Source organism: Geomonas diazotrophica, assembly GCF_019063885.1.
GTDB lineage: Bacteria > Desulfobacterota > Desulfuromonadia > Geobacterales > Geobacteraceae > Geomonas > Geomonas diazotrophica.
The window spans coordinates 355,155-376,235 of sequence record NZ_CP077684.1 but is presented as its reverse complement, the minus strand read 5'-3'; the positions used below and the strand labels follow the sequence as shown (position 1 = coordinate 376,235).

Below are 21,081 nucleotides of genomic sequence, written 5' to 3'. Positions count from 1 at the left end.
ACGACATGTTCAGGGACCTCCAGGACTTCTGGCATTTCTCCAGGCCTTACCGCCTGTTCCAGCGCGTGGCCGGCCTGAGCCACGACCTGCTGGACCGGGACCACGACCTGTCGCCGCCGGCCCGCAAAGCCATGGAACAGCTGAACCGGAAACGGGTTGCCTGCCAGCTCAGGATAGCCGCCCTCGATCTTCCCTCCTACGCCCGGTGCGACAGATGTCAGGGTGCCTGCTGCAGGGAGCCGGCCGAACGTTACTTCACCGCCATCGATTACTGGCTGCGGCGCCATACCGGCTCCAGGGTCGCCGCGTACGCCGGACAGGGCGCCCCCCCGTTGGCGGCATACCTGCGGATACGGCTGGGCGCGGCATGGCGGCGGCTCGAACCGGCGCCCCCTGACGAGTCCGCGGCACAAACTCCCGCGGTCCGCTGCGCTCATCTCGGCCCGCGGGGATGCCTCCTTCCCCATGCGGAACGCCCCCTGAGGTGCCTGATCTATGCCTGCGGGGAACTGAAAAGCTCGCTGGACGAGCAGGCGCGGAAGCGCTATATCGCGGCGATTAAGGAACTGCAGCAGATCTCTATCGGCACATTCAACGTGCTGAAGCAGGAGGCGGGTCTCCCTTCCCACTACGGCATCGCCTCCCTCCTTTTCACACTGTGAGGCCGCTGCCGGCCCCGCGAGGCGCACATGGACGCAACCACCTTCACAGCCGAACAGGATAAGTTCAGGGAGATGGCGATGGAATTCGCCCGGCGCGACCTGAACCCGGGGGCCAAGGAGCGGGAAAAGCTGGGGAAATTCTTCGAGGAGGGATGGCGCAAGTGCGCCGAGTTCGGCATCCCCGGCATCACCATGCCCGAGGAGTACGGCGGGCTCGGCCTCGACACCATGACCGCCGTCGCCACCATGGAGGGGCTCGGCTATGCCTGCCGTGACAGCGGCCTCCTCTTCTCCCTCAACTCCCATATCTGGACCTGCGAATCCCCCATCAACCGTTTCGGGACGCCGGGGCAGAGACGGCGGTACCTCCCCGGGCTCATTTCAGGAGAGCTCAAGGGGGGGCACGCCATGACCGAGCCGGAGGCTGGTTCGGACGCCTTCAGCATGCGCTGCCGGGCCGAGAAGCGTGGGGACCGCTACCTGCTCAACGGCTCCAAAACCTTCATCACCAACGCGCCGATCGCCGACCTCCTGCTGGTCTTCGCGGTGACCGACGGCAGCAAGGGGTTCGCCGGGATCTCCGCCTTCATCGTGGAGAAGGGGTTCCCCGGGTTTTCCGCGGGACGCCCCCTCGAGACCATGGGGCTCAGGACCTGCCCCCTGGGGGAGGTCTTCCTGGAGGATTGCGAGGTCCCCGAGGAGAACCGGCTCGGTGCGGAGGGGAGCGGCGCCGCCATCTTCAATTCGGAGATGGAGTGGGAGCGAAGCTGCCTGTTCGCGGCCCACCTGGGGGCCATGGAAAAGATCCTCGAGGAGTGCGTGGAGTACGCCCGGCAACGGCACCAGTTCGGCCGTGCGATCGGGAAATGCCAGTCGGTCTCGCACAAGATAGCCGACATGAAGCTGCGCACCGAGCTTTCCCGCCTCATGCTGCACCGCGTGGCCGGGTTGAAGAGCGCCGGCCGGCGGGCCCCCTTGGAGTCGGCCATGGCCAAGCTCTTCATCAGCGAGAGCTACGTGCAAAACGCCGGCGACGCCCTGCAGATACACGGAGCCTACGGCTACTCGACCGAGTTCGACTTCGAGCGCAACCTGCGCGACGCCATCGCAGGGAAGATCTACTCGGGCACCTCCGAGATCCAGAGGAACATCATCGCCAGCTTCCTGGGGCTCTAGAGCCCGAGAGGAGGGACGCCATGTACCTGCTGCAGCAGCTTTTGACCCAAAGCGCGGCGGCCTTCCCGCAACGGCAGGCGGTGCTCTTCAAGGACCGGGCACTCTCGTATCGGGAGTTGGAGGAGACGAGCAACCGGCTGGCGGCGCTGCTTATGGCCCACGGCGTCAGGCGCGGCGACCGGGTGGGCATCCTCTTGAACAAGTCGATCGAGTGCATCGTGGCCCTGTTCGCCATCCTCAAGGCAGGCGGAATCTACGTGCCGCTCGACCCCGCCTCCCCCGCGCCGCGCCTTTGCTCCATCATCAACCATTGCGGCATCAGGCTCGCCATCGCCTCTGCGCAGCAGCTGGAGCGGCTGCTTTCTGAGACCGATCAAGGGTTGAGGCTGGAAAAGGCGGTAGTGACCGCCCCCACCGGCGGAATCCCAGGGGTGGAGGTGATCGACTGGAAAAACCTGGAGCGGCAGACGGGCACCCCCCTTCGCCCCCAGGTCTGCGGCGCCTCCCCCGCCTACATCCTGCACACCTCCGGCTCCACCGGCTCCCCCAAGGGGGTGGTCATCTCCCACCTGAACGCCCTCACCTTCGTCAACATGGCCACCGAGTTCTTCGCCATAGGGGGCGGGGACCGCATCGCGAACCACGCGCCGCTGCACTTCGACCTCTCCATCTTCGACATCTTCTGCGCCATGAGGGGGGGCGCCACGGTGGTGCTGGTACCGGAGGCGCTCTCCGCGTTCCCGGTGCGCCTCGCCGAGTTCCTGCATCGCGAGGAGATCACGGTATGGAACTCGGTGGCGTCGGTGCTGACCAAGCTCGCCGACCAGGGGGCCCTGGACCGGCTCACCCTCCCGAAACTCCGCCTGGTGCATTTCTCGGGCGATCTCATGCCGGTCAAGTACCTGAAGGTCCTGAAACGCTTCATGCCCGCCGCCTCCTTCTACAACATCTACGGCCAGACCGAGGCCAACTCCTCCCTCTTTTTCCGGGTGCCGGATGAACTCCCCCAGGACGCCTGGAAGATACCGATCGGGACCCCCTTCCCAAACTTCGAGGTGTTCGCCATCGACGAGGCGGGAGAGCTGGTGACCGAGCCGGGGCGCGAGGGGGAGCTGCACATCTTGAGCGCCACGGTGGCGCTTGGATACTGGAACGATCCCGTACGCACCGCCGCCCACTTCACCCCCGACCCCCGCAACCCCTCCAGTCACGCCAGGGTCTACCGGACCGGCGACGTGGTGCGCCTGGACGGCGATGGAAACTTCGTCTTCGCCGGGCGCAAGGACCACATGGTGAAGAGCAAGGGCTTCCGGGTGGAGCTGGACGAGATCGAGGTCGTCCTCAACAGCCACCCCGAAATCAGGCAGGCGGCGGTGATCGCCATTCCGGACGAGCTCACCGGCAGCCGCATCGTAGCCTACGTCTCCCACGTCGAGGGTGCCGTCCCGGAAGCGGCCGAGCTCCTCGGACTGTGCGGTGCCCACCTCCCCAAGTACATGATTCCCGAAAGGATTATCTGCCGCCCGGCTCTCCCGGTCACCTCCAACAGCAAGATCGACCGCAAGGCCCTGGAGCGCGAATTCACCCCCTGACCCCGCCTCAATCCCCCCCGGCACCCGTATACGGGAAACCCCAACTAATGAAAGTTCAATTAGTTGTTTTTACTGCACAAATCTGCTATGGTTCGGCGGCTTTAAACAAATGTTCCGAAGGAGCGGAAATGGTACTCAAGGACATGGAGGACATTCGCCAGAAAGCGGATTGTCTGAGGTCGGAGCAGGAAGTCGAGGAGGCGCTGTCACGCATGGCGCAGGAAATCGCGGAGCGCCTGGCGGGGAGTAACCCGATCGCGTACTGCATCATGAACGGCGGGCTGTTCGTGACCGGCAAACTGGTGGACAAGCTCCCCTTTGCCCTCGAGCTGGATTACCTCCATGCCACCCGTTACGGCGCGGAGATGTTCGGCGGCAACCTGCTCTGGAAGGTGAAACCGGAACGCTCCCTGAAGGGACGCACGGTGCTGCTCATCGACGACATCCTCGACGAGGGGGTGACGCTGGCCGAGATCACCAAGTTCTGCCGGGAGGAAGGTGCGGCCGAGGTGTACACCGCCGTCCTGGTCGACAAGATCCATGACCGAAAGGCCCCCGGCGCCAAGGCCGACTTCGTCGGGCTCGAGGTCGAAGACCGCTTCCTGTTCGGCTGCGGCATGGACATCGCAGGATACTGGCGCAATCTGCCCGCACTCTACGCAATGAAGGAGCAAAACTAGCAATGACCTCCCGTATAGCCACTTACTTCCAGTTCCAACGCTACGGCACCAGCATGAAGCGCGAGATCATCGCCGGTCTCACCACCTTCCTCACCATGGCGTACATCATCATCGTCAATCCGGCCATCCTCGAGAACGCCGGCATCCCGCGCGGCCCCTCCACCACCGCCACCATCATCGCCGCCGTGTTCGGCACCGTGCTCATGGCCTTCTTCGCCAACCGCCCCTTCGCCATCGCCCCCTACATGAGCGAGAACGCTTTCATCGCCTTCGTCGTGGTCAAGGTGATGGGGTACACCTGGCAGACCGCCCTGGCCGCCGTCTTCTTCGCGGGGGTCATCTTCACCCTGCTCACCCTGTTCAAGGTCAGGAGCTGGCTTGCCGAGTCCATCCCGCTGTCGCTCAAGTGCGCCTTCGCCACCGGCATCGGCCTGTTCCTCACCTTCATCGGCCTCAACGAAACCGGCATCGTCGTCCTGGGCGTTCCGGGCGCGCCGGTGAAACTTGGCGACCTGTCCCACCCCTCCGTGCTCCTGGCCGTCTTCGGTCTGCTCTTTACCGTGGTGCTCATCTCCCGCAAGGTGCTCGGCTCCATGATGATCGGCATCGTGGTCACCACCATCGCCTCCATCATCCTGAAGGTGACCCCGCTGCCGCAATCCTTCGTCAGCATGCCGCCGGACATCACCCCGATCCTGTTCAAGCTCGACTTCGCCGGCGCCCTCACCCCCGGCTTCTTCCCGATCATCCTGACCATCTTCATCATGGCCTTCCTCGACACCGTCGGGACGCTCCTCGGCCTCTCCATGCGCGCCGACCTGCTGGATGAGAACGGCAACCTCCCGGAGATCGAGAAGCCAATGCTGGCCGACGCCCTTGCCACCGTCGCCGCGCCGCTGCTCGGCACCACCACCACCGGCGCCTACATCGAGTCCGCCGCCGGCATCGAGGAAGGGGGCCGCACCGGCTTCACCGCCCTCGTAACCGCATTCTTCTTCCTGCTGGCTCTCTTCTTCGCCCCCCTCTTCACCATCGTCCCGGCGCACGCCTACGGCATCGCCCTGATCGTGATCGGGTCGTACATGATCAGCCCGCTCGCGAAGATCGACTTCGACGACTTCACCGAACTGATCCCGGCCTTCCTGACCGTGGTGCTCATGATCTTCACCTACAACATCGGTGTGGGCATGACCGCGGGCTTCATCGCCTACCCGCTGATGAAGGGCGCCACCGGCCGCATCAAGGAGATGAAGGGGGGGATGTGGGTCCTCGCCCTGCTGTCTCTCTCCTACTTCCTGTTCGGCGCGAAGTAAGCGCAGCTCCGGTCGCCCATCTGCAATCAAGCCGCTGCATCGTAAGGTGCAGCGGCTTTTTACGTTTCCCCTCCGGCGCGCCCTGCGCCGGGCCTCCCCCTTTCCGGCACATTTTCCCCTAAAGTTCTCAGCCGGGCGGCCGATAAAATGAAAACGAATGTCAAAGGCAGGCAAAGACACTGTCATAAGGCGCCGCCAGTCGCGCCTCAGACGCGGGGATAGAGGCTGGAAGAGCCCGTGCCAAGAAAGGGAACGATCATGCTGCAGAATCTGAGAATCCGCACCAAGCTGATGCTGATGATGGCCGTCCCGGTGCTCGGGATGGTCGTGTTTTCCATTTACAACGCATCCAAGGACTACGCCGCCCTGCAGGGGCTCGTCCAGACCCAGAAACTGACCACCCTGGCGGTGCAGGTCGGCGAACTCTCGCACCAGATCCAGAAAGAGCGCGGCTACACCTCCGGCTACCTCAACGCCAAGGGGGGCAAATTCAAGGAGGAACTGGCCGGCCAGCGGGCCAAGGTGGACCGGGAGATCCAGTCGGTCGCCTCCTTCCTGGAGAAGAACGGGGCATCCGTCGCGTTGGTGAAGGCAAGCCTCGACGCCGCGGGAAACGCCATCGGGAGGCTCAAGGAAACCCGCTCCGGCATCGACACCCTTCAGGTCACCGGCGGAGAAGCCTACACCTTCTACACCGGGCTGATCAACTCGTACATGGACGTGGTGGCTGCCGTTGCCACCACCAGCGGGAAGCGCGAGGTGATGCGCCAGGCGACCGCCTACTACAGCTTCGTGAAGGCCAAGGAGGAGACCGGTAAGGAGCGGGCGACCTTGAACGCCGTCCTCGCTGCGGACGTCCTTGACCAGGAGAGGCTGCAGCGGACCATGACCATCCTGGCGGCACAGCAGGACTACCTCGACCTGTTCCGCAAGTTCGCCTCGCCGCAGGCGGTCGCCGCCTACGAGGAGAAAGCGAAGGCGCCGGTCTTCGGCAAGGTCGAGGAGATCAGGGGAGCGGTGCTCTCCAAGGGGCTGTCGGGGCACTTCGGCATTCCGGCGGAGAACTGGTTCCCGGTGATCACGGAGAAGATCGACACCATGAAGCAGGTCGAGGACGTGCTCACCAAGGAGATCCTGGCGACCGCCGGGGGCTTGGCCCACGACGCCCGGCTCACCCTGATCCTCAGCCTGGTCCTTGCCGCCGCCGCGAGCCTCGGCACCTGCCTCCTCGGCGTCGTCATCTCTCTCGGCATCACCCGGCCGCTCTCCCGCATGCTCGTCATGCTCAAGGACATCGCCGAGGGGGAAGGGGACCTTACCAAGCGGCTCGAAGTGGGGCGCAAGGACGAGCTGGGCGAGGTAAGCACCTGGTTCAACCGCTTCATAGAAAACGTGCACGGCATCGTCTCGCAGCTGTCCCGGAACACGGGCCAGCTTTCCGTCTCCTGCCAGCAACTGAGCGCGACCGCGGTGCAGATAGCCACCGCCGCCGAGGAGGTGGCCGCGCAGTCGGGGACGGTCGCCACGGCGAGCGAGGAGATGAGCGCCACCTCGAACGACATCTCCAGCAACTGCTCGCAGGCGGCCGAGTCATCCAACCGTGCCAGTGACACCGCCCGCGGCGGGGCCCAGGTGGTGCAGCAGACCCTGGTCGGCATGCAAAAAATCGCCGAGCGGGTGAAGGAGTCTGCCCAGACGGTGCAGAACCTGGGCGCCCGCTCCGACGAGATCGGCGCGATCGTCGGGACCATCGAAGACATCGCCGATCAAACCAACCTCCTCGCCCTGAACGCGGCCATAGAGGCGGCCCGGGCCGGAGAGCAGGGGCGCGGCTTCGCGGTGGTTGCGGACGAGGTCCGCGCGCTGGCGGAACGGACCACGCGGGCGACCAAGGAGATCGGCGCCATGATAAAGGCGATCCAGAAAGACACCAGCGGCGCCGTGGGGAGCATGACCCTCGGGGTGCAGGAGGTCGAAAGCGGCATGGAAAGCTCGCGCCGCTCGGGCGAAGCGCTCGATGACATACTGAACGCCATCAACGAGCTCACCTCCCAGATCCACCAGATCGCCACCGCGGCGGAGCAGCAGACGGCGGTGACCGGCGAGATCACCGCGAACATCGGCACCATTACGGAGGTGGTCTCCGAGACGGCGGGAGGCGCCCACGAGACGGCCGACGCGGCGACCCACATGTCGGCCCTCGCCTCTGAACTGCAACAGATCGTGGGGCGCTTCAAACTGGCATAGCCGGCAGCGCGCAAGGATGGGAAACATCGCGACACGCCCCCTGCTTGAGAAACCGAAACACCCGGCAAGATCTAGCCAAAATACCCGTTTAAAAACCGATCAGAGCGCCTCCCCTTTCAAGGGGAGGCGCTCTTTCTCGAGCGTTGTTCGCCGCGCCCGACCTCAAGGAGGAGGCATCGAGAGTGATGCCGAAATTCCGGGAGCATTCCGACTTCCGGCAGATCTTTTTCCGCGTTGCGGTTGACAGTGACGACGCAGGCCATATACTAGGGTGAAAATTTCCTTAAAAAAGGAGAACAACCATGAAAAAGTTACTGATCGCATTCGCACTCACTCTTTTGACTTCCGCTTCCGCCTTCGCCGCCGGCCAGGCCCACACCAACGTAGGTTGCGGCCTCGGCACCATGCTGTGGGAAAACAAGGCTGACGGCTCAATCCTGTTCCAGGTGCTGCAGTCCACCACCAACGGCACTTCGGGCACCCAGACCTTCGGCATCAGCTCCGGCACCTCCGAGTGCCAGCAGCCCGGCAAGATCGCACAGAACGAGAAACTGAACCAGTTCGTGCGCGCCAACATGGACAACCTGGCCAAGGACATCGCAATGGGCAAAGGCGAGACACTGGACACCTTCGTCGAGATGATGGGCGTCCCCTCCACCCAGAGCGATGCCTACAAAACCAAACTGCAGGCCAACTTCAACAAGATCTTCACCTCCGACAAGATCGTGATGGCTGAAGTGATCGACAACGTCGTGACTGTAACCAACAACTGATTTTTGACGGGAAGTATGCTACAAGGGTGCACAGCGAGAGTTGTGCACCCTTTTTAATGTCCGGAGCATCCCTCCACCAACCTGTGATGAGCACTGGAATGAACATGCCCCTGCTGCGCCGCACCCTCTGTACCCTGATGCTGCTCACCCTCCCCCTCCCCTGCCTGCCGGCGGCTGCCGGGGACCCGGCCTACCGCGACCAACTCGTCAAGGAGGCCCAGGACAGACGCCTGTGGGAGCGGCGCCCCTGGCAGATCCTGCTGCACTACAAGAAGACGCTCACCGGCGGCACGATAAGCCGCATTTCCGACGCCAACTTCTTCCTCTCCCCCACCGGCAGGACCGATCCGGCAGCCGAGCTTTCCGCGACCGTCGCCGCCTTTTTCGGGCCGGAGGCGCCGGACGGGGAACACCCGATCTGCCGCTTCCCGGCGCGCCTGGCCTGGCTCAGCGAGGAGCTCTCCATCGACCCGGCCCGGCTCCCGGCGGCCGTCTGTTCGGAACAGCAGGAGCAGATCAGGACCATCGACGCGCGCTCCGCGGTGCTCGTGTTCCCGGTGGGACACATCAACAGCCCGGCCTCCATGTTCGGGCACACCCTGATCAGGATCGACGGCCCGAGCAAGAGCAACCTGATCTCCTATGCCGTGAATTACGCGGCCGACGCCACCGACGCCAACGGATTTCTCTACGCCTTCAAGGGGCTCAGCGGGCTGTACAAGGGTTACTACTCACTGATGCCCTACTATCAGAAGGTGAAGGAGTACAGCGATCTCGAGCACAGGGACATGTGGGAGTACCGCCTGAAGCTCTCCAAAGAAGAGGTGGACAGGTTGCTGCTGCACGCGCTGGAACTGCAGCGGATCGCCTCGGACTACTATTTCCTGGACGAGAACTGCTCCTACAACCTGCTGTTCCTGATCGAGGCGGCGCGTCCCACGCTGCATCTCTCGGACCGCACCGGCCTGCTGGTCCACCCCACCAACACCATCGAGATCGCCCAGCAAAGCGGCATCCTCGAGGAGGCTGTTTACCGTCCCTCCCAGGGGGCGCGCATCGTCAAGATCGCTTCGCTGCTCGACGAGCAAGGGCAGCAGAGCGCCCTGGAGCTCGCCCAGGGGAAGCGCCCACCGCACAGCATCGAAACGGCGGCCGGGACGGAACAGGAAAAGCGGGAGGTGCTGGACCTCGCCGCGGAGTTGGTGCAGTTGCGTCTCGCCCGCAAGGAGCTGGAGCAGGACGCCTACACCAAGCTTTACCTGAAGATCCTGGCCGAGCGGAGCGCCCTCGGCACGGGGAGCGAGGCGGCCTACGCCGTTTTGCCCCCCGCCCCTCCCGACGCCGGGCATCACACCTCCAAGGTCGGACTGGGAGGGGGGGTGCGCCGCGGAGAGTGGTACGCGGCCGTGCAGCTGCAACCCGAATTCCATGCCCTGCTCGACCCGGACCAGGGCTACCTCAAAGGCGCGCAGATCAAGTTCTTCGACACCCTGCTCGATTACGTGCCGGAGACGGGGCGCCCTGGGCTGCGCGCCCTGCATCTGCTGGACATCCTCTCCACGGCCCCCAGGGATCGCTTCTTCAAGCCCTATTCCTGGAAGGTCGCGGCAGGCTGGGACACCGAGGTGATGAAGGACGGCAGGGATTCCCTGGTCTTCAGGCTGAACAGCGGGGGGGGCGTCGCCGGCAGGTCCCCCTTCGGGGGCATCCTCTACGGCCTCGCCGAATTGGCCGTCGAAGGCGGCAGGCACCTGCGCGGGACGGCGGCCGCGGCACCCGGGATGAGCTTTGGCACCGTGGAGCAGGTCAGGGATTGGTGGAAGATGCACCTGGAAGGCTCCGCCTTCTTCTACGTCATCGGAGATGACCGGGTCTCTCTCAAGGCGACGCTGGCACAGAACTTCCGGTTGGCACAGCAACAGAGTCTGAGCCTTGGCCTGAGCTTCGCCGATGTCTCAGGGCACGGCGTTTCTGAGCAAAGCCTGTTGTGGAACTTCTATTTCTGACAAATCTTGTCTTTTAGTGATTCAACTCACAAGGTTTACCCAGTCGGCAGGCGCCATTTCGTTGACTTCACCCTTGGCAACGAGCATAATTATCGAAAATCAAATACATCAACAAGATACACGATAATACTCAACCATCCGCGAGGATGGGGCGGAAAGCCTATTGGGTCTCTCGGAGACAGCCGGGTTGCCGAAATATCATTCGATATTCTGCCCCGGCTTTTTTGCGTCCGGTGCGGATGATGGAATGCAAAACGGAGGAGAGATAGGCCATGCATCGCTTGCTCTTCGGTTCCGTAACGGCCTCCCCCCCACTCGCCGGGTGGCGCCACATCACGGGGGCCCCCATGAAACCAGAGCTTGGCTGCGACAGCCTGCGCATCCCGCTGCAACCCGGCATGCACCTGCAACGCAGCGGCCGGAAAGACCGACCGCTCTTTGAAGGTATGGTTCCCGCCCTGGGGGTAACGGCATGTTAGTCGACGGCGATTTAACCACGCAGTTTCTCTACGAGGCTCTCAGCCGCGGCAAACGGGAATGGGAACTCACCTTCGACGCCGTTCCTGACCTCATTTTCATCACCGACACCCAGCACACCATCACCCGCGCCAACCGCGCCATGGCCGACCGCCTCGGCTTGCGCCCGTCCCAGATCCCCGGCCGCAAATGCTACGAGCTCTTCCACGAGATCGGCAACGTTCCCGGCACCTGCCCCTTCTTGAAACTGCTGGAGGAGGGGGAGGCGGCTAACGTGGAGATGGAAGAACAGCACCTGGGGGGCTTCTTCGAGATCTCGGTCTCGCCCCTGTACAACGAGTTCGGCGAGATCACCGCCTGCGTCCACGTGGCCCGCGACGTCACGGAACGGAAGAAGGCGGAGGAGTACCGGCTCGCGCTGGAACAGCAACTGCAACAGACCCAGAGGCTGGAGAGCCTGGGGGTGCTTTCCGGCGGCATCGCCCACGATTTCAACAACATCCTGACCATCATCCTCGGGCACTGCGCCATGGCCCGCACAGCGCAGCCCGAAGAGGTGCAAAAGCACCTGGAGCAGATCGAACAGGCGGGAAACCGCGCCGCCGACCTGTGCCGGCAGATGCTCAACTATGCCGGCAAAAGCCCGCTGCTACAGACGGAGATAGACCTCGACGTCCAGGTACGCGAGGTGGTCAGCATGCTCCAGCCCGGCTTCAAGAAGAAGGTCTCCCTAAGGTACCAGCTTGAGCCGGGAGTCCCGCTTATCAAGGGGGACCAGGGGCAGGTGCAGCAGATCATCATGAATCTCGTCGTCAACGCGGTGGAGGCGATCGGCGACCGGAAAGGGACGGTAGCCATCTCCCTGGCCCGGCACACCGTCCCCCCCGGTCAGGCCGGCCACGACGTCTTCGGCAACGCCATCGCCCCGGGTTCCTACGTCTGCCTGGAGGTCAGCGACGACGGCTGCGGCATGAGCGAGGAAACACGTCAGCGAATCTTCGAGCCCTTCTTCAGCACCAAGTTCACCGGGCGCGGCCTGGGCATGTCCGCCACCATGGGGATCATCAGGAGCCACAACGGTGCGCTGCAGCTTTCCAGCGTGCTCGGGGAAGGATCGAGTTTCAGGATCTTCTTCCCCACCCCACCTGCCGCCTGCCCGCGGGTGGAGGCGGAACTCGCCCCCGAGCCGCCGCGCCAATCCCGTGACTGGCTGGAAGGGACCGTCCTGCTGGTTGACGACGAACCGGAACTGCGCCTGGTCGGCACCGTCTTGTTGAACGGGCTTGGTTTGAGCGTCATCACGGCCTGCAACGGCCGGGAAGCCTTGGAGATCTACGACGAGCGCTCCGGAGAGATCGACCTGGTCCTGATGGACCTGACCATGCCCGAAATGGACGGCGTCGAAGCCTACCAGGAATTGCGCAGGAAGACCGCTTCGCTTCCCATCCTCTTCTGCAGCGGCTACGGCAAGAAGGAGGTCTCTCCCTTCATCGACAGGGATCCGCACGCCGCATTCCTCGCCAAGCCCTACAACAGCGAGCAGATGCGCAACATGCTCCGCAAGCTCAAGGAGGCCGCGGCAGGTTCCGGCACCGACCAGGCCGATTACCCGGTCTAGCTGTGACGCTGATCCAGCTCTTTGAGCGCGCGCCGGTGCAGCCTGCCGGCGCGGCTGAAGCATTCCTCCAGTTCAAGGAACCCCCCTCCGGTCAGTTGCAGCACCGAGTGCAGCCCGAGCTTTCGATAGCTCTCGAACTGGGCCTCGTCGAACCACTGGTCCGCAGTCGGCTCATGCGGGAACTCGGCGTGCACCCTGCCGTAATTGAGCAGGTCCGCCGACTCGTCGCCAGTCAGCACCGGCTTCAGGTACAGCACGCACCCCTCGTCCGCCTCCTCCTCCCCGCAGCAGCCATAACGTACGGTGCCCACCGCGAAATGGAGTTTTTTCGCCCGCACTGCCGCCAGATCGATGTCGATCTCCACGCCGAAATCGGCCCTCACCTTGCGCACCGCGTTCCCCAGGTCCTCGAATCTCCCATCGCAGTCGCAGCCCGCGTCGCAGACCACCATGTAGCGGCACCTCCTGCGCACCATCTCGTAGAGCCCGAGGTTTTCGAAGTGACCACCGTCGGAGAGGTAGATGTCCTTGCCGTCCTCGCGGGTGAACCCGAAGGTCTCCTTCAAGAGCGGGATCAGGGCCAGCCCCGGCGAGGCCTTGCGCCAGGCGCCGTGCATCCCCGTGCCGGGGTTCCCCAGCCACCACCCGAGCCTCACGTTGAAAAACGCCATCACGAAGGTGACCAGCGATGAGGAATGGTACCCCATGTTCGGGCTGGCAGCGGCCCCCGAGATCGCCATGGCGGTCCCCAGGGTGGTCGGGTGGGCGGTACGGGGTACCCATCCGGCTCCGTAGGAAGCCATGTCGCGGTACCCTCCGGGCTTGACCCCCTTGGCGCGGTCGTCGGAACTCAGGTCGCTCCCCGCGAAAAGGGGGGTCATGGTGAAGGAGGCCGCCTTTCGCTGCTGCCAGGCCAACCTCTTCCCCTTGACCAGGTTCCAGGCCATGTTCACGACGTGGAAGGGACGGGTGCCGAGTTCCACCATGGCGCGGTCGTCGTTCCTGTCGAAGCCGGTGAAGGGGTTGGGGCACCTTTCCTCCTTGCGGCGGGAGGCCCCGAGGTAGCACCGGACCAGGCGGTTGCGATACATGGCGTGCATCGAGAAGCTGTTGATGTTCACCATCAAGGCCATAAGCAACCAGATGGATGCGGTCGCGGCAGCAAGCCAAAGCAGGCAGGCCACCTGGGTGTTGGCCAAAAGGTAGAGGTGGGTCAGGAAGCCGACGCCCAGCGGCACATCCGAGGGTATCCCCCCCCGCCCCGGCGACCAGGGGAGCTCTCCCCACCAGAGCAGGCAGGTGGCGGCAAGCGATACGGCCTGCACCAGGAACAGGAGGAACAATACTGCCGCGGCCGCAGGAAGCTGGGTGCGAACCCTGTCCATGGAGATGCCGGGGCGCAGGGCGGGGGTGGCCGCGTTCTTCCCCATCAAGGCAGCCGCGATGCCCGCACCGCCCCCCAGCAGGGCGTAGAGCTTCTTCCAGAGCCCGTGCGATTCGGGGAGGATGAGCCATGGCCCGTAGACAACCAGGGCCAGCAGGGCAGCCCAGGCCAGCCCCGCCATGATGGTCACGCCGCCGGCGCGTCCCCACCATTCCCGGTCCTGGTCCCCCGTGAAACGAGAAAGAAGCGCCACCAGCAGCGTGCCGGTCAACAGGTAGTCCGTCAGCACCAGGGGAACAGAGAGAACGGCGAAGAGCAGTTCGGGATACGCGACCCTGGTCAGGAGGACCGGCAGGAGCCTCGTGGCTGCGACCCAGCCGAGGGCACCGGCGACGGCACCGGTCAGGGCCGCACAGACGAAGAAGACGGCAGCCGGCAGCAGGGGACGGGAGACCTTTTTGGTCCAGAGCCAGAGGTGCCCGGCCACCCACCCACCCAGATGGACCGAGATCGCGAACCCGATAAAAACCGTGACATCCGGATAGGTAGCGTCCGTGGCGAGATAGCTGCAGCCCCAATAGGACGGTAGAGCAACCGCCATGAGCAGCAGGGGAACCAGGAAGAAGGCGATGAAGTATCCCTTATCCAGTTTTCCGTCCCCTATGCTGGGGAGATCTATCACCGTGTAGGCGATGGGCAGGATGCCGACGCACACCCCGCCCCAGAGCAGCCACTCTCCCCCCCCGGTCTCCATCCCTTGGCCGGAAACCAGGAGCACCAGCAACCTCGGCAGCAGCAGGAAGGTGAACAACATCGGTATCAGCACCAGCCAGTTCAAAAGCAGGTTCCTCAGATAGGTCCCGATGATGCTCCAGGTGTCGACGCTGAACATCCCGACGCGGGGGGTGAGGTAGTTGCTGTAATCACGCAGGAAACGGACCTGGTAAGGTTCCCGGCGCCGGGATTCCTCCGTCTGCTGCGCCAGCACCCGGGTCACCTTGTCCAGCCTGTCCTTCGCGGTCCCGGTCTCCCTGGAAATCCAGGAACTGAGCCAACTGCCGATGTACCCGCCTCCCGAGACGGTCGAGAGATAGTCAACCTTGCCCAGGAGCCCGCATCTCGCCAACCCCTGGAGCACGCCCAGGTTGAAGGTGGCGCTCCGGATGCCGCCGCCGGAGAGGCAGAGGGCGGTCAGCCGTGCCGCGTGCAGTTGCGGTATCACCCGGCGCAGCCTGCTTTCCTTGTCTTCCTCAGCGGGAAGTGCACTCTGCCCCGCATCTCCTTCCTCCCCCCTGCTCTCCCGGATGGCTGCCAGTTCGCGCAGCAAAACCTCGGGGAGTTCGTAATACTCCCGGTCGCTGCCCGGCTCCAATTCGACGGAGTCCCTGCGCAGGAACCCCTCCTTCTCTAAATAACCGACCTTGAGCCACTCGCCGGCGAGTTCGAGCACCGCGACCTCGGCGCCTGCGGGTATCACCTTGCGAGGGTAAGCGAGGACGTTGCGCGGACCGCTGCGAAGATAGACTCGACAAAGCGTGGTTGCTTTCATGCAGTTCCCCCCCGGCCAACGCACATTGGAATCAACCTTACAACACTCTAATGCATCGAGGTAGGGTACAAGTTCTTTGGCCACTGTCAAGCCGCCCCCCTTCACTCACAGCTCCCACGCCGCGTGTCGCGTCGGCTCCCGCACCGAAACCATATGGTGTCAGTAGAGGCAATCCTCCCTTGCCGCCCCGAGATCTCTCATGGCCAGAACCTGGAGAGGAGCGCCGCTTTTTTGTGCAACGCACCCGGCGGACGCGGGGCATGCCCATTCAAAAAAACAACAATTACGGATCCTTACGCAAAAGCCACGAGAGACGAAAAATTGACTTTTTTTAATCATGTATGTTAAGTTGAAATCAGCAGCACGAATTGTATACAAACCAAATGGGGCACCGCAGGGGCCATGGGGCTCTTCTGCGAACCAAGGCAGGCGGTGCCTCCCGGCAGGTTTTACCGGGAACGGAGGTCCGATTATGAGAACAGTGAGAAGGTTGCTATTCACCGCTATCGCCGCAGTGGGCATGATGGGCATGACCACCGGCATGGGCTATGCTGCCGACACAGGAGTTCAAACGAGCAAGACCCATAAAATGACTCACAAAGCAGGGGCGCACAAAGCCGGCATGGCCCACAAAAAAACCTCCCACAGGAGCGGGACCGTCTCCGGTTCCTCCGGTGGCGGTAGCGTACAGAGCTACAGCGGCACCACGCTCCCGAGCGGAGCGGGGGCAAGGAGCACGGTGCGGCAGGACTTCTCGGTTGAGCGGCTGGGACCTGAAACGGGTGGCAGCATGGGCACCGGCGCGGGCGGAACGGTAGGCGGCGGTACCTACTACAACCAGGGGACCAGGGGGACAGGAGGCACCACGGACCGCGGTGCAGGCGGCACGTTAAATCCGGGGGCCGGCGGCAGCTACTTGGAACAGGGGACGAGGGGAACTGGCAACACCCTTGACCGCGGTCCCAGCGGCATTCTGAACCAGGGGACCGGCGGCACCATGGACCGCGGCACCGGCGGGACGCTCAACCAGGGAACCGGCGGCAGCTACTACGACCAGGGGACCAGGGGGACGACCGGTACAGGTAACATAGGGACCGGTAACATGGGGACCGGTAACATGGGGACCGGAGGTACGGGCACTATGGGCACCGGCACCGGCGGCACCACGGGTACCGGCACCGGTGGCACCGGCGGCTCGACAGGCACCGGAACAGGCACCGGCGGCAGTGGCAGGTAGAACGGAGTAAAAGTGAAGCAAAGCGGCAGGAGAAGGGGTTATGGGCAGGGGCCTGTGGCCCCTTCTTTATTGCGGAGCGGCCGCCAGGACAGCGCCTTGCGTCTCGCCGTGCCTGGTGTCGTGATCGTACTCGATCTGGACCTCTTTCAGCATCCGGAATTTCTCTGCGGTGCGCTTGCCGATCTCCGCGGCCAGTTCCTCTTCACTGGCGAAGCTCGGCAGGGTACCGAACATCTCGTTCACCTCGGAAGCAGCCTTTACCGCCAAGTCCTTGTGACCGAACTCGTGACGCTGCAGATGGACCAGGTAGTTGCTCCAGACGCCGGCCAGTTCGGGGGCGCAGGTCGCCTGGCTCAGACGGGGCATGTTGTAGAGGATGTCGACGCGGGTGGCGGCGGACTTCACCGAGTAGCGCCCGTTTTGACAGGTAACGTCGTACTTGAAGTGGATGTCCCAGTTGGTCATGGCAGAGTAGACTTTGCCGTCGTTCCACCTGGTTCCGTTGACCCTGATCTGCTCTACCAGATCGTCCAGGGTTTTGCCGCTGATGTCATAGAAGCGGTAACCTTCTCGAACCTTCAGTTCGCAGGAAGCCGTATCGGAAGCAAACAGGGGGGAAGAACTGGCCAGAAAGAGCAGGGCGATCCCTGCGCCGGCAATTAGGCGGTGCATCATGCAGATACGGACTCCTGAAGTCGGGATGGCAAACGTAAAGCAACCATACCTCATCGGGCATCGGCGAGGAGTGACCCATGTCACAAACTGCGCGGAATCGGGCCTTTATCAGTCCCGCCTCCTACGCTACCGGACAACGTCCCGCTCCAAAGAGAGTCGCGCTCGGCAGGGACCGGCGACGGACCGTTCGGGCGAGCCCCGACCTGCAGCAGTGAGAGACCGGCGACGCAGAGCGCGGAGGTGAGCGTGAGTGCAGAGGCGACGCCGAGCTTGGCGGCGCCCCCCCCCACGAGGGCGCTCCCAACGGGCGCCATCCCCAGAAGGGTCAACGTGTACACGCCCATCACCCTGCCCCGCAAACGGTCCGGGCAGGCCTGCTGCAACGCCCTGTTCACCCGGGCCAGGAACACCACCACAGCCCCCCCTGCGACGGCCAGGGCCGCCAGGGAAAGGAGGAAATCCGCCGAACGCGAGAAGAGCAGCAAGGCCAAGGCGAAGAGGACCCCGGCCCCGGCGGAGTCGGGCCGGGGGGGTCCGTCCCAACAGGCAAGGCCAAGGGCGGCGAGGAGCGAACCGCAGCCAAGAGACGCGGACATAAGGCCCAGCCCCTGCGGCCCGGAGCGGAACGTCTCCGCGAAGACCGGCAGCAGCGGCACGAAGGGGATGGCGAAGAGGCTTACCAGGAGCACGGACAGGAGGAGTTGGCGGACTTCCCGTTGGGTGACCACGAAGCGGAGCCCTTCGCGCAACTCGGTTACCGCGAGGGCCTGGGAGCGGAGCGGATGCGCCGGCTCCCGGCACGGGAGGCGCATCAGGAGCAGGGTGATGATGCCGACCAGGTAGCTTAGGGCGTTGAGGAAAAAGCAGGGGGCGGCGCCGAAGGCGGCGATGATGCAACCGGCGGCCGCCGGCCCGAAGAGGCGGGTGGCGTTGAAGAAAACGGCGTTGACGGCTACTGCCTGCCCAAGGCGCGCGCGGGGTACCAACTCAGAAAGGAGCGCCTGGCGGGCCGGGACCTCGAAGGCGTTCAGCCCCCCCTGGCAAAAGGCGAGGAACATGATCGCCGCTGTGCTCGCCTCGCCGCGCACGGCCAAGACACCGAGGAAGAGGGGCGGGATCAGGGAGCCCCCCTGGGTGATCACAAGGAGGGCCCGCTTGTCGAAGCGGTCGGCAGCCACGCCCCCCGGCACACTGAACAGCAGCACCGGAAGGGAGAGCATGATGGCGGCAAGGGCCAGTTGAGCCGGTGATTTGGTGAGCGACCAGACCAGCCATCCCTGGGCCACGGACTGCATCACGCTCCCCAGCCAGGAAATGCCCTGTCCGATCAAGAAGATACGGTAATTGTCGTCGCGCATCAATGTGAAGCTAGAGTTGAACATGCCCGCCTCGTGCCTGGCTTGCCCCCCCACCCCTGGAGCGGAGCAGGCAAGGGCAAACGGTGAGGAGACGCCGCGGGGCGTCTCCTCGGTGGATCCGGTTAAGATGCGGTGCTACGGACCGGTGGTCTTGGCCAGCTTGGCCGCGTTCTCGCCGGCTATGCGGCCGAAGGTAATGGTCTGCGAGATGGAGTTCCCCCCCAGGCGGTTCTTGCCGTGGACGCCGCCGGTTCCCTCGCCGGCTGCAAACAGGCCGGAGATGGCCTTGCCGTCCTTGGCCAGCACCTCGCTGGCGGTGGTGATCTTCAGGCCGCCCATGGTGTAATGTACGCCCGGTTTCACCTCGATGGCGTAGTACTTGGCGGTGCGCAGGGCGCGCGGCAGGTCGGGGCGCTTGAACTCCGCGTCGTTCTTCTCGTCGACCCCCTTGTTGTAGGAGGCGACGGTCGCTTCCAGGGCATCGGCCGGGACCTTGATCGCCGCGGCGAGCTCCTTCAGCGTGCCCCCCTGCTGCACCAGGTTCAGATGGAAGTAGCCGTCGATCTGCTTCAGGCTCTTGCGGATGCCGTCGTCGAAGACGAGGTACGCCGACTGCCCCTTCTGCGCCAGGATGGCGGCGGAGGCCTTGTCGCGGGTGGTTAGTTCGTTCACGAAACGCTTTCCTTCGTGGTTCACCAGGATGGCGCCGTTGCCACGCACCGCCTCCGTGATCAGGGTACGGCTGCCCGCGGCCACGGTCGGGTGGATCTGGATCTCCTTCATGTCCTTCAGGTCAGCGCCCACGGCGGTGCCGAGATCGATGCCGTCCCCGGTAGCGCCCGGCTGGTTCGAAGTGGTCATCCCCTTGTACTCGGGACGGTAGTAGGCGACGCGCTCGGGGTTGGCCGAGAAGCCGCCGGCCGCGATGATCACCGCCTTGGCGTTGATGGTGTACTCGCCGCTGTGCTTGCCCGCGACGCGAACGCCGGTCACGCGTCCCTTCTTGTCCTCCAGGATCTTCACGACCTTGCTGTTGACGCGTATGTCGATGTTGCGCTGGGCCGCGTTCCTGCGCAGCACCTCGGTGATGTGAGCCCCTACGGCGGCGCCCCCCTTGGGACGGTGGGTCCTGTTGACGCTGGCGCCCCCCATGCGGCCCACGTCGCTCAAGTCGGCGCCGAGACCGGTGAGCCAGGCGACCGAAGAGGCGGAATTCCTGGCCAGCACCATGGCGAGAGCCGGATCGTTCAGGTCGCCGCCGCCGGTCATGGTGTCCTTGTACATCAGGTCGACCGAATCGGCGATCCCCTTCTCCTTCTGAAAGGTGGTCCCGGCCGCGTTCATCCCGCCGGCGGCGAGCATGCTGTTGCCGCCGGTAATCGGCTGTTTCTCGATGATGACCACCTTGGCGCCGGCATCATGGGCGGTGATGGCCGCGGTGAAGCCGGCAGCGCCGGCCCCGATGACGACAACGTCGACCTTTTCGGCGCGTTTCCTGGATTTGGCGGCCGGAGCGGCCTTGGACGGCGTCGCGCCCCCTCCCGCGATTTTCATGTCGAAAGGATGGCAGCTCAGGCAGTAGGCCCAGGATGCGGTGTGGCCGTGGTGGCAGGCGGTACAGTTGATGTCACCCAGGTGCGACTTGTGGGGATTCACCTCCTCCTGGGACTTCTTCCCCATCTCTGCCAGCGTTCCGTGGCAACCCACGCAGTTTTTGTTGACCCCCTTCTCGCTGTCGTCGACGCGGATCTTCTTGCCGCTGCCGTGGCAGTCGGCGCAGGTCGCCTTCCCTTCGTGCAGCTTCGCCAGCGGTTCCGAACCACCCGCCCACAGGACGGTGGCGGACACCAGCACCAGCAATGCCGCCATCACAATGCCTATCCTCGAACTCATCATCTTTCTCCTTTCTTGTTGTCTCGGGTGGTGACCCGTGGTCTGCTCCACGGATATCCGTCACAGGAGCGGCCGATGATGCCCCCCTCTGCGACCTACTCCCGGGAGCACGAGTGATGCCAATACCGGTGCAACAGGCCAAGGTATCGAATTAATGATAACTTTAGCCCGGGGGGCGTGAAAAACAACGAAAGCGCGCGATAACCGCAGGTTATGGCAGGCAGAGTCCTCATCAAGAAAGTGGCCGTGGTTTCAACGGGTTAGCTGTAAAGATAACTCCAGGTTATGGTTATAACCTGCGGCTATACCCCTTGTTCTGACACGGGTTTGGCAGAATGCGGAGCTGTTTTGGAAGGAAGGGCTTCGAAAAGCATGACAGGAGAAGACCGACAGCACGAACAGAGGGGTGACAGTCGGAAGAGGCATCGGCACAAGAGACAC

15 protein-coding genes and 1 riboswitch are annotated in these 21,081 nt (G+C 63.9%); of the genes, 11 read left to right on the top strand and 4 right to left on the bottom strand.

What is annotated here, in order from left to right; all coding sequences use genetic code 11:
• The first annotated feature begins 5 nt into the window (after positions 1-5).
• The 10 genes from KP003_RS01595 to KP003_RS01550 all read left to right on the top strand — a co-directional run bounded on the left by KP003_RS01595 (position 6) and on the right by KP003_RS01550 (position 12,544).
• Complete coding sequence (locus KP003_RS01595; RefSeq protein WP_216497423.1) at positions 6-662, top strand: hypothetical protein; 657 nt, start codon at positions 6-8, stop codon at positions 660-662.
• 27 nt (positions 663-689) lie between these two features.
• Positions 690-1,838 carry an acyl-CoA dehydrogenase family protein gene (locus KP003_RS01590; RefSeq protein WP_216497424.1) on the top strand — a complete coding sequence of 383 codons (1,149 nt, stop codon included), beginning with the start codon at positions 690-692 and terminating at the stop codon, positions 1,836-1,838.
• Positions 1,839-1,858: 20 nt separating this feature from the next.
• Positions 1,859-3,430, top strand: a complete 1,572-nt coding sequence (locus tag KP003_RS01585; protein ID WP_216497425.1) for an amino acid adenylation domain-containing protein — start codon at positions 1,859-1,861, stop codon at positions 3,428-3,430.
• 128 nt (positions 3,431-3,558) lie between these two features.
• Positions 3,559-4,110, top strand: coding sequence for a hypoxanthine-guanine phosphoribosyltransferase (locus KP003_RS01580; protein ID WP_216497426.1), 552 nt, complete (start codon positions 3,559-3,561; stop codon positions 4,108-4,110).
• A 2-nt stretch (positions 4,111-4,112) separates the two neighbouring features.
• Complete coding sequence (locus KP003_RS01575; protein ID WP_216497427.1) at positions 4,113-5,423, top strand: NCS2 family permease; 1,311 nt, start codon at positions 4,113-4,115, stop codon at positions 5,421-5,423.
• Positions 5,424-5,660: 237 nt separating this feature from the next.
• Positions 5,661-7,670 carry a methyl-accepting chemotaxis protein gene (locus KP003_RS01570; RefSeq protein ID WP_367620866.1) on the top strand — a complete coding sequence of 670 codons (2,010 nt, stop codon included), beginning with the start codon at positions 5,661-5,663 and terminating at the stop codon, positions 7,668-7,670.
• A gap of 302 nt (positions 7,671-7,972) precedes the next feature.
• Positions 7,973-8,443 carry a DUF3015 family protein gene (locus KP003_RS01565; RefSeq protein ID WP_216497429.1) on the top strand — a complete coding sequence of 157 codons (471 nt, stop codon included), beginning with the start codon at positions 7,973-7,975 and terminating at the stop codon, positions 8,441-8,443.
• A gap of 98 nt (positions 8,444-8,541) precedes the next feature.
• The gene (locus KP003_RS01560) at positions 8,542-10,449 is read left to right on the top strand and encodes an Lnb N-terminal periplasmic domain-containing protein (protein ID WP_236026715.1); all 1,908 of its coding nucleotides are present in this window, start codon (positions 8,542-8,544) and stop codon (positions 10,447-10,449) included.
• A gap of 118 nt (positions 10,450-10,567) precedes the next feature.
• Positions 10,568-10,644: riboswitch (cyclic di-GMP riboswitch) on the top strand.
• Between the two features lie 77 nt (positions 10,645-10,721).
• Positions 10,722-10,928: a hypothetical protein gene (locus KP003_RS01555; RefSeq protein ID WP_216497430.1), complete on the top strand. Its 207-nt coding sequence runs from the start codon at positions 10,722-10,724 to the stop codon at positions 10,926-10,928.
• Positions 10,922-12,544, top strand: coding sequence for a hybrid sensor histidine kinase/response regulator (locus KP003_RS01550; RefSeq protein ID WP_216497431.1), 1,623 nt, complete (start codon positions 10,922-10,924; stop codon positions 12,542-12,544). The genes KP003_RS01555 and KP003_RS01550 overlap by 7 nt, the downstream gene beginning before the upstream one ends.
• On the opposite strand, the gene KP003_RS01545 is transcribed toward KP003_RS01550, so the two are convergent.
• Positions 12,541-15,477, bottom strand: coding sequence for a patatin-like phospholipase family protein (locus KP003_RS01545; protein ID WP_216497432.1), 2,937 nt, complete (start codon positions 15,475-15,477; stop codon positions 12,541-12,543). The genes KP003_RS01550 and KP003_RS01545 overlap by 4 nt on opposite strands.
• Before the next feature lie 472 nt (positions 15,478-15,949).
• Here KP003_RS01545 and KP003_RS01540 point away from each other — a divergent pair, with 472 nt between their 5' ends.
• Positions 15,950-16,714 (top strand): hypothetical protein, encoded by a 765-nt coding sequence (locus KP003_RS01540; protein ID WP_216497433.1) that lies wholly within the window; start codon positions 15,950-15,952, stop codon positions 16,712-16,714.
• Between the two features lie 66 nt (positions 16,715-16,780).
• Here the strand turns inward: KP003_RS01540 and KP003_RS01535 are convergent, their stop codons facing one another.
• The 3 genes from KP003_RS01535 to KP003_RS01525 all read right to left on the bottom strand — a co-directional run bounded on the left by KP003_RS01535 (position 16,781) and on the right by KP003_RS01525 (position 20,640).
• Positions 16,781-17,389, bottom strand: a complete 609-nt coding sequence (locus KP003_RS01535) for a DUF922 domain-containing protein (protein WP_216497434.1) — start codon at positions 17,387-17,389, stop codon at positions 16,781-16,783.
• 80 nt (positions 17,390-17,469) lie between these two features.
• Complete coding sequence (locus tag KP003_RS01530; protein WP_216497435.1) at positions 17,470-18,771, bottom strand: MFS transporter; 1,302 nt, start codon at positions 18,769-18,771, stop codon at positions 17,470-17,472.
• A gap of 111 nt (positions 18,772-18,882) precedes the next feature.
• Positions 18,883-20,640: a flavocytochrome c gene (locus tag KP003_RS01525; protein WP_216497436.1), complete on the bottom strand. Its 1,758-nt coding sequence runs from the start codon at positions 20,638-20,640 to the stop codon at positions 18,883-18,885.
• Between the last annotated feature and the right edge of the window lie 441 nt (positions 20,641-21,081).

What these genes read in the sequence shown, in the direction of transcription:
- KP003_RS01545 (WP_216497432.1), bottom strand. Translation starts at nt 15,477, where the DNA reads ATGAAAGCAACCACGCTTTGTCGAGTCTATCTTCGCAGCGGTCCGCGC.
- KP003_RS01560 (WP_236026715.1), top strand. Translation starts at nt 8,542, where the DNA reads ATGAACATGCCCCTGCTGCGCCGCACCCTCTGTACCCTGATGCTGCTC.
- KP003_RS01550 (WP_216497431.1), top strand. Translation starts at nt 10,922, where the DNA reads ATGTTAGTCGACGGCGATTTAACCACGCAGTTTCTCTACGAGGCTCTC.
- KP003_RS01585 (WP_216497425.1), top strand. Translation starts at nt 1,859, where the DNA reads ATGTACCTGCTGCAGCAGCTTTTGACCCAAAGCGCGGCGGCCTTCCCG.
- KP003_RS01595 (WP_216497423.1), top strand. Translation starts at nt 6, where the DNA reads ATGTTCAGGGACCTCCAGGACTTCTGGCATTTCTCCAGGCCTTACCGC.
- KP003_RS01590 (WP_216497424.1), top strand. Translation starts at nt 690, where the DNA reads ATGGACGCAACCACCTTCACAGCCGAACAGGATAAGTTCAGGGAGATG.
- KP003_RS01525 (WP_216497436.1), bottom strand. Translation starts at nt 20,640, where the DNA reads ATGAGTTCGAGGATAGGCATTGTGATGGCGGCATTGCTGGTGCTGGTG.
- KP003_RS01580 (WP_216497426.1), top strand. Translation starts at nt 3,559, where the DNA reads ATGGTACTCAAGGACATGGAGGACATTCGCCAGAAAGCGGATTGTCTG.
- KP003_RS01565 (WP_216497429.1), top strand. Translation starts at nt 7,973, where the DNA reads ATGAAAAAGTTACTGATCGCATTCGCACTCACTCTTTTGACTTCCGCT.
- KP003_RS01555 (WP_216497430.1), top strand. Translation starts at nt 10,722, where the DNA reads ATGCATCGCTTGCTCTTCGGTTCCGTAACGGCCTCCCCCCCACTCGCC.
- KP003_RS01535 (WP_216497434.1), bottom strand. Translation starts at nt 17,389, where the DNA reads ATGATGCACCGCCTAATTGCCGGCGCAGGGATCGCCCTGCTCTTTCTG.
- KP003_RS01530 (WP_216497435.1), bottom strand. Translation starts at nt 18,771, where the DNA reads ATGTTCAACTCTAGCTTCACATTGATGCGCGACGACAATTACCGTATC.
- KP003_RS01540 (WP_216497433.1), top strand. Translation starts at nt 15,950, where the DNA reads ATGAGAACAGTGAGAAGGTTGCTATTCACCGCTATCGCCGCAGTGGGC.
- KP003_RS01575 (WP_216497427.1), top strand. Translation starts at nt 4,113, where the DNA reads ATGACCTCCCGTATAGCCACTTACTTCCAGTTCCAACGCTACGGCACC.